Annotated in this window: 13 protein-coding genes; 9 read left to right on the forward strand and 4 right to left on the reverse strand. The window is 67.4% G+C overall.

Annotation, left to right across the window (positions count from 1 at the left end; translation table 11 throughout):
* Together A6M56_RS13685 and A6M56_RS13690 are read left to right on the forward strand one after the other, a co-directional pair.
* Nucleotides 1-297, forward strand: a 297-nt coding sequence (locus A6M56_RS13685) for an AtaL-like protein (RefSeq protein WP_286758188.1), incomplete at its 5' end; no start/stop codon positions are given.
* Between the two features lie 83 nt (nucleotides 298-380).
* Nucleotides 381-1,838 carry a DHA2 family efflux MFS transporter permease subunit gene (locus A6M56_RS13690; RefSeq protein WP_286758189.1) on the forward strand — a complete coding sequence of 486 codons (1,458 nt, stop codon included), beginning with the start codon at nucleotides 381-383 and terminating at the stop codon, nucleotides 1,836-1,838.
* 43 nt (nucleotides 1,839-1,881) lie between these two features.
* Here the strand turns inward: A6M56_RS13690 and A6M56_RS13695 are convergent, their stop codons facing one another.
* Nucleotides 1,882-2,151, reverse strand: a complete 270-nt coding sequence (locus tag A6M56_RS13695) for an acyl-CoA-binding protein (RefSeq protein ID WP_062739132.1) — start codon at nucleotides 2,149-2,151, stop codon at nucleotides 1,882-1,884.
* Between the two features lie 151 nt (nucleotides 2,152-2,302).
* Here A6M56_RS13695 and tsaB point away from each other — a divergent pair, with 151 nt between their 5' ends.
* Genes tsaB through A6M56_RS13710 form a run of 3 tightly spaced genes read left to right on the forward strand, consistent with a single transcriptional unit; the run spans nucleotide 2,303 to nucleotide 4,391 of the window.
* Nucleotides 2,303-3,043 (forward strand): tRNA (adenosine(37)-N6)-threonylcarbamoyltransferase complex dimerization subunit type 1 TsaB, encoded by a 741-nt coding sequence (gene tsaB, locus A6M56_RS13700; RefSeq protein WP_045787854.1) that lies wholly within the window; start codon nucleotides 2,303-2,305, stop codon nucleotides 3,041-3,043.
* Nucleotides 3,040-3,567 (forward strand): ribosomal protein S18-alanine N-acetyltransferase, encoded by a 528-nt coding sequence (gene rimI, locus A6M56_RS13705; protein ID WP_045786716.1) that lies wholly within the window; start codon nucleotides 3,040-3,042, stop codon nucleotides 3,565-3,567. The genes tsaB and rimI overlap by 4 nt, the downstream gene beginning before the upstream one ends.
* Nucleotides 3,564-4,391: a uracil-DNA glycosylase gene (locus A6M56_RS13710; protein ID WP_045786717.1), complete on the forward strand. Its 828-nt coding sequence runs from the start codon at nucleotides 3,564-3,566 to the stop codon at nucleotides 4,389-4,391. The genes rimI and A6M56_RS13710 overlap by 4 nt, the downstream gene beginning before the upstream one ends.
* Nucleotides 4,392-4,413: 22 nt before the next feature.
* Here A6M56_RS13710 and lplT read toward each other — a convergent pair whose 3' ends face one another.
* Entirely contained in the window at nucleotides 4,414-5,730 is a 1,317-nt protein-coding gene (lplT, locus tag A6M56_RS13715) for a lysophospholipid transporter LplT (RefSeq protein WP_045786718.1), read from the reverse strand.
* 630 nt (nucleotides 5,731-6,360) lie between these two features.
* Here lplT and alr point away from each other — a divergent pair.
* The 4 genes from alr to A6M56_RS13735 all read left to right on the forward strand — a co-directional run bounded on the left by alr (nucleotide 6,361) and on the right by A6M56_RS13735 (nucleotide 10,075).
* The gene (gene alr, locus A6M56_RS13720) at nucleotides 6,361-7,488 is read left to right on the forward strand and encodes an alanine racemase (RefSeq protein ID WP_045786719.1); all 1,128 of its coding nucleotides are present in this window, start codon (nucleotides 6,361-6,363) and stop codon (nucleotides 7,486-7,488) included.
* Nucleotides 7,489-7,582: 94 nt separating this feature from the next.
* Nucleotides 7,583-8,953 (forward strand): DNA repair protein RadA, encoded by a 1,371-nt coding sequence (gene radA / locus A6M56_RS13725; RefSeq protein ID WP_045786720.1) that lies wholly within the window; start codon nucleotides 7,583-7,585, stop codon nucleotides 8,951-8,953.
* Nucleotides 8,954-9,063: 110 nt separating this feature from the next.
* A complete protein-coding gene (locus tag A6M56_RS13730; protein WP_045786721.1) occupies nucleotides 9,064-9,543 on the forward strand; it encodes a disulfide bond formation protein B in 480 nt (159 codons plus the stop codon).
* A 16-nt stretch (nucleotides 9,544-9,559) separates the two neighbouring features.
* A complete protein-coding gene (locus A6M56_RS13735; protein ID WP_045786722.1) occupies nucleotides 9,560-10,075 on the forward strand; it encodes a 2-thiouracil desulfurase family protein in 516 nt (171 codons plus the stop codon).
* Here the strand turns inward: A6M56_RS13735 and A6M56_RS13740 are convergent.
* Nucleotides 10,058-11,176, reverse strand: coding sequence for a CaiB/BaiF CoA transferase family protein (locus A6M56_RS13740; RefSeq protein ID WP_062739134.1), 1,119 nt, complete (start codon nucleotides 11,174-11,176; stop codon nucleotides 10,058-10,060). The two genes, A6M56_RS13735 and A6M56_RS13740, sit on opposite strands and share 18 nt — an antisense overlap.
* 31 nt (nucleotides 11,177-11,207) lie before the next feature.
* Nucleotides 11,208-13,139, reverse strand: coding sequence for an ATP-binding cassette domain-containing protein (locus A6M56_RS13745; protein ID WP_045786724.1), 1,932 nt, complete (start codon nucleotides 13,137-13,139; stop codon nucleotides 11,208-11,210).
* Between the last annotated feature and the right edge of the window lie 59 nt (nucleotides 13,140-13,198).

Here is a 13,198-nt window from a genome sequence, read left to right on the forward strand (position 1 = left end):
GAACTGGTGTACGGCCGCGCGCGCATCCAGGATCGTGTGACCCTGGAGCCGCATACCCGCGTGACGTACACCACGGCTGCCACGGGCGAGCACGCCGGCGGCTCCCTGACCATGACCATCGAAACCGGCGACAACAACGCGGCGTTCATCCGGTTCGTCTACGACACCACGCTGCCCAACGCGGACGAGAGCGGCGATACGCGCTATGCCGAGATCGTCAAGTCGGCCTACCGCGAATCCGATATCGACACCGTACGCCGCATCCGCGAGATCGCCGCCACCGGCCGCCTCGGCTGACCTGCCACCCCGGCCCTGCATGGAGGATGTGCAGGTCGGGCTGATCCCTTCCTGGTCGTCTCATAGAGCATCAGAACGAGACCATGACGACATTCACGCCCACGCTCGAGGCCCTGCGCGCGCGCCACGGGGAGCACTTCAAGTGGCTCGTGCTGTTCACGCTGATGGTGGGGGCGGTGTCGTCGGTCATCTCGGCCACCATCGTCAACGTGGCCATTCCCGACCTGAGCCGTCATTTCGTGCTGGGGCAGGAGCGGGCGCAGTGGGTGTCGGCGAGCTTCATGGTTGCGATGACCTTGTCGATGCTGCTCACGCCCTGGCTGCTGCTGCGCTTCGGGTTGCGGCGCACGTTCATCGGCGCGCTGGTGCTGCTCGGTGTGGGCGGGCTGGCGGGCGGGCTGTCGCCGAACTACGGCGTGATGATCGCCATGCGTGTCGTCGAGGGGGTTGCCGCCGGCATCATGCAGCCGCTGCCCAACATCCTGATCCTGCGCGTGTTTCCGGAGCGGGAGCAGGGCAAGGCGTTCGGCCTGTTCGGTTTTGGCGTGGTGCTCGCGCCTGCGGTCGGCCCCAGCGTGGGCGGCTTTCTGGTGGAGCTGTTTGGCTGGCGCTCGATCTTCTTCGTGGTGGTGCCGTTCACGCTGCTCGGCTGGGCGATGGCGCGTCGCTTCATGGCCATCAATTCATCCATGGCGGGCGACCCGAAGCCGCTGGACTGGCGCGGCCTGCTGCTGATTGGCGCGGCGACGGTCTCGCTGCTGAACGGGCTGGTGGCACTGCACGGCGATGTGGTGCACGGCGCGGTGCTGATGCTCGTGTCGGGCGTGTGCGTGGCGGGCTTCGTGTCCTGGCAGCGGCGGGTGGAGTCGCCGTTGCTGGACCTGCGCCTCTTCAGCTACCGGCAGTTTGCGATGGGCGCGGTGGTGGCGTTCATCTACGGCGCCGGGCTGTATGGATCGACATACCTGGTGCCCGTGTACATGCAGGTGGCGCTCGCGTATGCGCCGTCGCGCGCGGGCCTCGTGCTGCTGCCCGCCGGGCTGGTGCTGGCCGTGACGATCATGCTGGCGGGGCGGCTGACCAACCGCATCGAGCCGTTCCGGCTGGTGTCGTTCGGGCTGGCAGCGCTGGCGCTGTCGTTCTTTCTCATGGCGACGAACACGCGCGACACCAGTTATCTGCTGCTGATCGCCATTGCCGTCGTCGGGCGCGTCGGGCTCGGTTTCGTGCTGCCGTCGCTGAGCCTGGGCGCGATGCGCGGCGTCGATTTCACATTGATCGCCCAAGGTTCGAGTGCGGTCAACTTTCTGCGTCAACTCGGCGGGGCGATCGGCGTGTCGGCCACGGGCATCTTCCTGCAATGGCGGCTCGCCACGCGCGGCATCGAGACCGTGCACGGCGCCGCAGTCGACCCACAGGCGCGGCTCGTCGCTTTCGACGAGACCTTCGTCCTCCTCGGTGCGCTGTGCGCACTTGCGGTGGCGGCGGCGTGGCGCATGCGCCGCAGCGGGCCGGCGGTCGCCATGTCGTCTGCGCAATGAAAAACCGGGCGCGGGGCCCGGTCCGTGCATGGCGCAGTGCCGATCACGTCGTCGCGCCGCTCTTCAGTTCTTCGACGAGGTCGATGTACTTCTGCTTGGCCTCATCCTGCGACGTGCCTTTCAGGCCTTCCCACGCCTCAAACTTGTAGCGGCCGACGATGTCGGTGAAGCCAGGCTTGTCGCCGTGCGCGTCGCCTTCGGCGCCTTGCTTGTAGAGGGCATACAGGCGCAGCAGCGTCATGTTGCTGGGGCGCTCGGAGAGGCCCTTGACGTCGATCTGGGCTTGCTCGAAACGGGCTTGCAGGTCGCTCATGATGATTCCCGGCTGAAAGACAATGGTCTGGCGATGATAGCGTCCGGGGGGCGCTCCCACGCCGTTTGAATTCGAGGATGGCTTCGGTTTCCGGCGTGCGCCGCCGCCGGTTCGCGCGTTCATGCGACACACCAGCCGTTACAATGCCGGGATGCCCTGGATTCTCGCTTTCGACACTTCCACCGAGTTCTGTTCCGTCGCCCTCGGTGACGGCACGCGCACACTGTTCCGCCACGAACACACGGGGGCGCGATCGAGCAGTCGCGTGCTGCCCGCCGCCGCCGAGTTGCTGGCCGAGGCCGGTATCGCCCTGGCCGATTGTGCGGCCATCGCGTTCGGCGCGGGGCCGGGTTCCTTTACCGGCCTGCGTACGTCGTGCGGGGTCGCGCAGGGCCTGGCCTTCGGCGCGGACCTGCCGGTCGTGCCGGTCAACTCGCTGGTGGCCTGCGCAGAACAGACGCGGGCGTCCCTGCCCGCTGGCACCGCTGTGACGGTGGCGCTGGATGCCCGCATGGACGAGTGCTACTGGGCCAGCTTCATGCCCGCCGACACGGCGCAGGAGGCCTCCGGGTGGCACGCGCTTTCCGCCATCCAGGTGAGCAGCCCGGACAGCGTGGTGGCGCCATCGCAGCCGTACTGGCTGGCCGGCAACGCCGTGACGGTGTTCGGCGACCGGTTGGCCGTGGCCTCAGGGGCTGCTGCGGTGCTGCCTGAGGTTGCGCCACACGCGCGTGAGGTTGTTGCGGTCGGCTTGCGCCTCCTGGCGGCTGGGCATACGGTCCGGCCCGAAGAGGCGGCGCCGCTCTATGTGCGTGACAAGGTCGCGCTCACCATTGAAGAACGCCAGGCTGTGCAGTTGGCCAAGGCTGCGGCAGCAGGTGCCGGCGCATGAGCCTCATCGACACCGCGCTCGCAGGCGTTGCCGCACAGACGCCGCTGCCCGCCGGGTGGCGCGCCGAGCGCATGACTGCGCTCGATGTGGCAGGCGTTGCCGCCGTCGAACAGACCGCGTTTGCGTTCCCCTGGTCGCGCGGCAATTTCGAGGATTCGCTCAAGTCTGGCCACCTTGGCATCGTGCTGCGCGACGGGGGCAACGAGGTCGCGGGCTACCTGATCCTCATGCCGGTGGTCGACGAGATGCACCTGCTCAACGTGACAGTGGCGCCGGTGTGGCAGCGCCAGGGCCTGGGCCGCTGGCTGCTTCGGCTGGCGGTGGCGCTCACACTCGCGCACGGTTTCGGCAGCCTGCTGCTGGAGGTGCGTCCGTCCAACACGGGGGCCATTGCGCTGTATCGCCGCGCCGGGTTTGCCGAGATTGGTCGTCGCAAGCGCTATTACCCGGCAGAGAACAACACGCGGGAGGATGCCCTCGTCATGCGCATCAGCTGCGAGGCAAGCGGCGTGGAGGCAGCATGAATCGTCGATCCCGGATGCTGGAAGCGCTGGGCGTTTCCACGGAATGGACCTTGCGCGGTGCGCAGCCGCCCGCCGAGCAGGTCGAGGACATTGCCGTCGTCGAGCCGCCGCTCGAGGCCGAAGCCTTTGCCGCTGCGGTGGCTGCCGAGCCCGCACCCGGGCGAGTCGAAATGCCGCCGGCCGAGATCGGGATTCCGGTGGGCGGGGGCGGGGCAGAGGCGGCGATTCCGCGCGCGCAGCGCATCGCGGCATTCGGCTGGGCCGAGCTTGAGGCCGCTGTCTCGAATTGCACGTCCTGCAAGCTGTGCGAACGGCGCACGAATACGGTGTTCGGCGTGGGCGACCGTCAGGCCGACTGGATGCTGATCGGCGAGGCGCCCGGCGAAAACGAAGACAAGCAGGGCGAACCGTTCGTCGGCCAGGCCGGCAAGCTGCTGGACAGCATGCTGCGCGCCGTCGGCCTGTCGCGTCAGCCGGGTGAGGGCAAAGGCGTGTTCATCGCCAACGTTCTCAAGTGTCGCCCGCCGGGCAACCGCGACCCGGAGCCGGACGAGGTCGCGATGTGCGACCCGTATCTCAAGCGCCAGATTGCCTTGGTCAAGCCACGCATCATCGTCGTGTTGGGGCGCGTGGCCGCACAGAACCTGCTGCAGACGCAGACGCCTGTAAGCAAGCTGCGGGGCAAGGTGCACGAGGTGGAAGGCGTGCCGGTGGTCGTGACCTACCACCCGGCGTATCTGTTGCGCACCCTGGGCGACAAGGCCCGCGCGTGGGAAGACCTGTGCCTGGCGCGCAAGGTCTACGCGGAGCACGGCGGCCACTGATGGACCGCCGCGGCGTGTGGCTTCAGTGGTGCTTGTCCTCGCCGATGAGGGCGGCGGAGTGGTACAGCTTTTCGTTGAGGCGATGCCGGCGCATGACCAGGGCCATCGTCGCGCAGACAAACAGGCCAAACGAGACGATCACCACGCCCACCGAGACGTTCAGCTTGATGAGCAGGGCGTAGAGGCACAGCATCAGCAGTACCGAAACGTTCTCGTTGAAGTTCTGCACCGCGATGGAGTGGCCGGCCGAGAGCAGCACGTGCCCCCGATGCTGCAGCAGCGCATTCATCGGCACCACGAAGAAGCCCGACATGGCGCCCACCAGCATCAGGAACAGGTAGGCGATCAGCATGTACAGCGGCAGCTTCATCGTGCCGATCTGGAAGGTGACTTCCGGAATCGTGTGCTTGGTGTAGAAGGCCATGAGCATGACGACCACGCCCATCGCCACACCCACCGGCAGCACGTCGAGCGAGCGGCGCAGCGGGATCTTCACGGCGGCGGCCATCGCGCCAGCGGCCACGCCCACGGCCACCACGGCCTGCAGGATGGCGCCCTGCGAGAGGTTCAGTTCCAGCGATTGCTCCGCCCACTTGAGCACGATGAACTGCAGCGTGGCGCCCGCGCCCCAGAACAGCGTCGTCACGGCCAGCGAGATCTGCCCGAGCTTGTCGCGCCACAGGGCGTTGAAGCAGTCGGCAAATTCGGAGATCAGGCGGACCGGGTTCTTTTCCTGCTGCGGATACCGTGCCCCGGTGTCGGGAATGCGCGTATTGAACAGGGCCGCAACGAGGTAGATCACCATGATCACCAGCATGGCCGCCTCAGCGGGGGTGTCGATGGCTTCCAGCCCGGGAATATCGAACGACAGCAGCCACGACGACACATGCTTGGAGATCAACGCCCCGCCAAGCACCGTCCCCAGGATGATGGAACCCACCGTCAGCCCTTCGATCCAGCCGTTGGCGGCGACGAGCTTCTCGGCGGGGAGCAGCTCGGTGAGGATGCCGTACTTGGCAGGCGAGTAGGCCGCCGCCCCAAAGCCGACCACGCCGTACGCGAGCAAAGGATGGATGCCGGTGAGCATGACGCCGCAGCCCACGAGTTTGATCGCATTGGTGATGAGCATCACCTTGCCCTTGGGCATGGAGTCTGCGAACGCACCCACGAAGGCGGCAAGCAGAACGTAAGAGAGCACGAAGAACAGCTTGAGCAGCGGGGTCATCCACTGCGGTGCATGCATCTCCGTCAGAAGGGCGATGGCCGCGATGAGCAGCGCATTGTCAGCCAGCGACGAGAAGAACTGCGCCGCCATGATGGTGTAAAAACCCTTCTTCATACCTTCGAATTCGTCCCCGTAGAGCGCGGTGGCATTCCGGTCTTCACGACTTGCCGGCAGCGTGCCGGCAGGCCGAAGTGTTCCCGGGGGTGACCGGCCAGGCGGTGCTCCGGCTGACCGGCCAGAGCAACGTGCAGCTGCGCGCTTGCGGCACGGGTGTCGTCACGCGCGCGGGCTCCCCAGATCGTGGCTCCCTTGGGCATGGCCGGCACGCATCGCCGGGTTGCCGCGGGAATCTTCACAGACAGGCGTCCGGGGCGTGTGTTCCGCCCGGTGCGGGTTTTCTTCTCGCCTGCGTGCATGGTCAAACCGAATGTGGCGCCATCGCGCAAAAAGAAGTGGCTATTGCCCAACTTTCCGTATGCAGCGAGCGCATCACGACTGTTTTCCCATGCCTAAATTGAACGGCTTTATATCACGAAACTTGCGGGCTTCCGGTGACGATCGGGCACTTTCTTTTCTCCCGCTCGGCCGGTGGGGGCGAACCAGTGGGCGTCCTGTGGTCAAATAGAACGCTCATCATGCAGGGCCGGGTACATCGGTCCGGTCTGCTATACAGACATATTGCAGTGCAACACCGACGCCGCGCCACGAGCGCCCATCGTCCCAACGTTTTGCAGGTTTGCCGTCATGCCTAGACCCATCCACGCCGTCATTCACGGTCCCGCACTCGCCAATAATCTCCAGGTTGCCCGTCGACACGCGCCCAACTCGCGCGTGTGGGCCGTCGTCAAGGCCAACGCCTACGGGCACGGTATCGAGCGCGTGTACGAGGGGTTGCGACAGACCGACGGCTTTGGCCTGCTCGACCTGAACGAGGCGATCCGCCTGCGGGAGCTGGGCTGGCAGGGACCCGTGCTGCTGCTCGAGGGCTTCTTCAAACCGGAGGATCTGGCGATCGTCGAGCAGTACCGCCTGACGACGACCGTCCACAACGAAGAGCAGTTGCGTATGCTGGAACTGGCCCGCCCCAAGGGGCCGATCAGCGTGCAGCTCAAGATCAACACGGGCATGAGCCGCCTCGGCTTTGCCCCGGCCGCGTATCGGGCGGCATGGGAGCGCGCCCGCGCCATCTCGGGTGTCGGCACCATCGTGCACATGACGCATTTTTCCGATGCCGACGGCCCGCGCGGGATCGAGCACCAGCTCGCGGCGTTCGAGCAGGCCACGCAGGGCTTGCCTGGGGAGGCATCGCTCTCCAACTCCGCCGCCACGCTGTGGCACCCGAAGGCGCATCGCGACTGGGTGCGCCCCGGCGTGATCATGTACGGCGCATCGCCCACCGGCGTGGCAGCCGACATCGAGGGTACGGGCCTGCTGCCCGCCATGTCGCTCAAGAGCGAGCTGATTGCCATCCAGGATCTGCAGCCCGGCGCGACCGTCGGTTACGGGTCGCGCTTTACCGCCGAGCAGCCGATGCGCATCGGCATCGTGGCGTGCGGTTATGCCGACGGCTACCCGCGCCATGCGCCGGGCTGGGGTGGCAACCACACGCCGGTGCTCGTTGACGGCGTGCGCACGCGGCTCGTGGGCCGCGTGTCGATGGACATGATCACCGTGGACCTGACCGGCGTCCCGGACGCGCGCGTCGGCACGCCGGTGACGCTTTGGGGCGAAGGCTTGCCGATCGACGATGTCGCGCACGCCGCGGGCACCGTCGGCTATGAGCTGATGTGCGCGCTGGCGCCCCGCGTGCCGGTGCTCGTCGAGCCGGTTGGCACAGCGGACACGGGCGACACGCTCGGCAAGGCGGCCTGAGGGCGGTTGCCCGCCGGTGTCATCGTCGGCATCGACATCACATCAAGATCAAGCGGCCGCCGCCCGAGCGCAGCGGCCGTCAGCAGGGGGTTGCTTGGCCAAGAGCAAGACGGTCTATACGTGCACCGAGTGCGGGGGCACGTCGCCGAAATGGGCGGGGCAGTGCCCCAATTGCCAGCAGTGGAACACGCTGGTCGAGACAGTGGCGCAGCCGGCGACCGGCGCCGGCGCGCGTTTCCAGTCGCTGGCGTCCAGTGCCACGGTACGCAAGCTGTCGGACATCGACGCGGTGGACGTGCCGCGCTTCTCCAGCGGTATCGACGAGTTCGACCGCGTGCTGGGCGGCGGCTTGGTGAGCGGCGGCGTGGTGCTGATCGGCGGCGATCCGGGCATCGGCAAATCGACGCTGCTGCTGCAGGCGCTGTCGAACCTGTCGGCCGACCGCCGTGTGCTGTATGTGAGCGGCGAAGAGTCCGGCGCGCAGATCGCATTGCGGGCGCGGCGCCTGGGCATCGAAAGCCCGAACCTCGCGCTGCTGGCGGAAATCCAGCTCGAGCGCATCCAGGCGACCATCGAGGCGGAGAAACCCGAGGTCGTCGTCATCGATTCCATCCAGACGCTGTATTCGGAGGCGCTGACCTCGGCGCCGGGCTCCGTGGCGCAGGTGCGCGAATGTGCGGCGCAACTGACGCGCATCGCCAAGCGGCTGGATGTGACGACGATCCTCGTCGGCCATGTCACCAAGGAGGGCGCACTGGCCGGGCCGCGCGTGCTCGAGCACATCGTCGACACGGTGCTGTATTTCGAGGGCGATACGCATTCGGCCTATCGGCTGGTGCGCGCCTTCAAGAACCGCTTCGGCGCCGTGAACGAGCTCGGCGTGTTCGCGATGACGGAGCGCGGCCTGCGCGGCGTGGCCAATCCGTCGGCGCTGTTTCTGTCGCAGCATGAACAGGTGGTGCCGGGCTCGTGCGTGCTCGTCACGCAGGAAGGGACGCGGCCGCTGCTGGTGGAGATCCAGGCGCTGGTGGACACGGCCAATGTGCCCAACCCGCGCCGCCTGGCGGTAGGCCTGGAGCAGAACCGGCTGGCGATGCTGCTGGCGGTGCTGCATCGCCATGCCGGCATCGCCTGCTTTGACCAGGACGTCTTCCTCAACGCCGTGGGCGGGGTGAAGATCACCGAGCCGGCGGCGGACCTGGCGGTGCTGCTGGCCATTCATTCGTCGATGCGCAACAAGCCGCTGCCGCGCGGGCTCGTGGTCTTCGGCGAGATCGGCCTGGCCGGGGAAATCCGCCCGACGCCGCGCGGGCAGGAGCGCCTGAAGGAAGCGGCCAAGCTGGGTTTCTCGATCGCCGTGATCCCCAAATCGAACGCACCGAAGCAGCCCATCGACGGGCTGGACGTGATTGCGGTCGAGCGCATCGAGCAGGCCATCGACCGCGTGCGTGCGCTCGAGGCCTGATCGTTCAACAACTTGCAACGGTCTCGGCGGGCGATCTGAAAATGCCGATGCCGTTGCAATGCGATAATCCGCCAACTTTTCCCGCTGAATCTTTCTGTCCAGACGCCGCCATGCAAGCCAATTCGCGCGCCTTTTTCCTGCTGATTGCCGTGATCGCCTTCGGGCTCGTCGGCTATGCGCTGTATCTGCAGCACGCCGAGGGGCTGCAGCCGTGTCCGCTGTGCATTCTGCAGCGGTTTGCGCTGCTCGGGATCGGGGTGTTTTCGCTGCTGGCGGCGCTGTCGTCCGCCACGCGGCTGTTGTGGCACGGTCTTGGCATGCTGTCGGGCCTGGCCGGCATTTGCGTGGCGGGGTATCACGTGTCGCTGCTGCTGAACCCGAAGTCCACGTGCGGTATCGACCCGATCGAGAACTGGGTCAACGCGCTGCCGACAGCCAAATGGCTGCCGCAGGTATTCGAGTCCGATGGCCTGTGCACGGCGCCGACGCCGCCCATTCTGGGCGTGTCAATCCCGGCATGGTCGCTGATCTGGATGGTCATCCTTGCGCTGACACTGGTGGTGGCGATGATCCGCCGCGAGCGCCGCTGAGGGAGCCAAGCGGGCCATGCAGCGCGTACTGGTCAGCGCCTGCCTGCTGGGCCAGCCTGTGCGCTACGACGGCGGTACGGTCGTCACGGAGGGCGGCATCCTCGCGCGCTGGCAGATGGAAGGCCGGGTGATCCCGGTCTGCCCGGAGATGGCAGGCGGCTTGCCGGTGCCGCGCCCGCCGGCGGAAATCCATGGCGAAGGCGGCGGCGCCGCTGTGTTGCGCGGCGCAGCCCGCGTGTTCGAGCACCACGGTCGCGATGTCACCGGCGCATTTGTTCGGGGCGCGCAACGCGCCCTGGCGGCAGCGCAGGAGGCCGGCGCGCAGGTGGCCGTGCTCACCGAGCGCAGCCCCTCCTGTGGTTCGGCGTTTCTTTACGACGGAACATTCTCCGGTCAGCTGCAGCCGGGCCAGGGCGTGACGGCGGCGCTACTGCGCCAGCACGGGATTCGCGTCTTCAGCCAGCATCAGCTGGAAGACGCGGCGCATCTGCTGGCCATACTCGATCGCGACGGTTCAGTCGGCAAACCGTAACGGCAGGGCGAGCTGTACCGGCGCGCCGTTCTCGTTGACCACGCTGTTGCGCTCGGTAAAGAGCGGATGCCGCATGGCCTCTTCCATGCGCAGCACGGGCGTAACGCAGCAGTCGGCATGGGCAAAGCGCGCTGTCCACTCGGCTTGCGTGGCGGTGCGGAACAGCGTGGCCAGTTCATCATGGATGCCGCGGGCGTCTTCACCGCCAATCGGCTGGCCGAGCGACCAATGCCGGTCTTTCCACTCCGGCCTGCCGATGACGTCGCACATCGTCTGCCAGAACTTCAATTCGAGCGCGCCCACCGCCATGAAGCGATCGTCTGCCGTGCGGTACACGCCGTAGCACGGAACCCCGCCGTTGAGCAGGTCGGTGCCGGCCGGGCTCGCCTTGCCACGGGTGCCCACCGCAAAGAACGCCATCAGGTTGTGCGCGAAGACCGAGTCGGTCATCGATACGTCGATGTAGCGGCCGCGGCCGGTGGCGCGCGCATCCACCAACGCGGCCAGGATGCCGACCACCGCCGTGAGGGCACCGCCGAGCAAGTCGCCGATCTGCACGTTGGGGACGATGGGCGCGCCGTCGGCGCCGGCGAGCTGATCGAGCATGCCCGCATAGCCCACGTAGTTGATGTCGTGGCCGGCCGCGTGCGCGAGCGGGCCGTCCTGGCCGTAACCGGTGATGGAGCACATCACCAGGGCCGGGTTGGCGGCGCGCAGCGTATCCCAGCCGAGGCCGAGGCGCGCCATCACGCCGGGGCGGAAGCTCTCGATCAGCACGTCGGCATGGCGCACGTGCTCGATGAGCGCTTCACGGCCTTCGGGGGGCTTGAGGTCGAGCCGCACCTCGGTCTTGCCGCGATTGAGCGAGCGGAAGAACAGGCTGGGGCGGCCGGTTTCGCGATCGGCGGACGAGCGCAGCATGTCGCGCGCGTAATCGCCCGGACCAGGGTCTTCGATCTTGATGACGTCCGCGCCAAGGTCGGCCAGATGGCGAGTGGCGGCCGGGCCCGGCAAGAGCCGCGTGAGGTCGAGCACGCGCACGCCGGCCAGTGGGTGCTGCGTGGCGGTGGGGGCGTCCGGCGACGAAGCGGAAACGGTCATCTGCAAGTCTCCCTGGCCGGACGTGCCGGCGTTATCCGATCTGTTCGAGTTGTTCGTGCAGTTCGAGCCAGCGTTCTTCCAGCGCGCCGAGTTCGGTGTTGATCTCGGCCTGGCGGCGCAGGCTTTCCATCATGCGTGCCTTGTTGGCTTCCTCATAGGCGGCGCTGTCGGCCAGGAACGCCTCCAGCTCGGCCTTTTCCTTCTGCAGCGGGGCCATGCGCTTTTCGATGGCGTCCACGTCCTTTTGCAGCGGCTTGCGCAGGGCGGCCAGGCGCTGGCGCTGCTCGGCTTCTTCGCGCTTCTGGTCGCGGCGATTGGCTGCGGGCGCGGCGCCGGCCTCGGTGGCCGGCGCGCTTGCCGCGGCGCGTTTGGCGGCCGCCTGCTTGAGCAGCCAGTCGCGGTAGTCGTCCAGGTCGCCGTCGAACGGTGCGACGGTGCCCTGGCCGACCAGCAGGAACTGGTCGGTCGTGGCGCGCAGCAGGTGCCGGTCGTGCGAGACGAGGATCAGCGTGCCATCGAACTGGGCGAGCGCCATCGTCAGCGCTTCACGCGTGTCGAGGTCCAGGTGGTTTGTCGGCTCGTCGAGCAGCAGCAGGTTGGGGCGCTGCCAGACGATGAGCGCGAGCGCCAGGCGCGCCTTTTCGCCGCCGGAGAATGGGGCGATGGGCGCAGTCGCCATGTCGCCGCGGAAGTTGAAGCTGCCGAGAAAGTCGCGCAGCTCCTGCTCGCGCACGTCGGGGGCCAGGCGCGCCAGGTGCAGCAGCGGCGAGGCGTTGTCGTCCAGCGTCTCAAGCTGGTGCTGGGCAAAGTAGCCGATCTGCAGGCCCTTGCCGCGACGGATCGTGCCCGACAGCGGCGCGAGCGTATCGGCCAGCGTTTTCACGAGCGTCGACTTGCCCTGGCCGTTGGCGCCCAGCAGGCCGATGCGCTGGCCGGTCTGGATCGAGAACGTCAGGTGTTTGAGGATGGTGATGGGCTCATCAACGCTCGGGCCGGGATAGCCGCAATCGACCGCCTCGAACGTCAGCATCGGGTTGGGCGCGGCATCGGGTTCGCGGAATTCGAACGAGAAGCCCGCCGCCGCATGCACGGGCGCGAGGCGCTCCATGCGCTCGAGCGCCTTGACGCGGCTTTGCGCCTGCTTGGCCTTGGTGGCCTTGGCCTTGAAGCGGGTGATGAACGATTCGAGATGCGCGATCTGCTTCTGCTGCCGTGCGTAGGCGGCTTCCTGCTGCGCCATCTGCTGCAGGCGCTGCGTCTCGAACTGCGTGTAGTTGCCGCCGTAGCGCTTGAGTTTCTGCTGCTCGATGTGCAGCGTGACGTTGCACACGGCGTCGAGGAATTCCCGGTCGTGCGAGATCGTCACCAGCGTGCCGGGATACCGCGAAAGCCAGTCTTCCAGCCAGACCACGGCGTCCAGATCCAGGTGGTTCGTCGGTTCGTCGAGCAGAAGCAGGTCGGACGGACACATCAGCGCCTGCGCGAGGTTCAGCCGCATGCGCCAGCCGCCGGAGAAGCTCGCCACCGGCTGTGTGGTCTGCGCCATCGTGAAACCGAGACCGAGCAGCAGCGCCTGCGCACGCGCCGGTGCGGTGTAGCCGTCGGCATCGGCGAAGGCGGCGTGGGCTTCGGCCTGGGCGTGGCCGTCGTGCGCAGCTTCGGCGGCGGCCAGGCGGCGTTCGATGTCGCGCAGGCGGGTGTCGCCGTCGAGCGTGTAGTCCAGCGCGCTGCGGTCAACCGCGGGCGTTTCCTGCGCCACGTGGGCAATCCGCCAGGTGGGCGGGATGGCGACCTCGCCGCCGTCGGCATGCAAGTCGCCGCGCAGCAGCGCAAACAGCGTGGATTTGCCGCTGCCGTTCACGCCGACGAGGCCCACGCGCTCACCAGGGTTGAGGGTGGCGGTGGCGTGGTCGAACAGCACCTTGGTGCCGCGCTGGAGGACGAGGTCGTCGAATCGGATCACGAAGAACTGCGCTTTTGGACAATCGGAGAAGGGTGCGATTGTAGCCTGCCGCCGCGCAC

The organism is Ralstonia sp. RL (assembly GCF_001683835.1).
GTDB classification, from domain to species: domain Bacteria; phylum Pseudomonadota; class Gammaproteobacteria; order Burkholderiales; family Burkholderiaceae; genus Ralstonia; species Ralstonia mannitolilytica.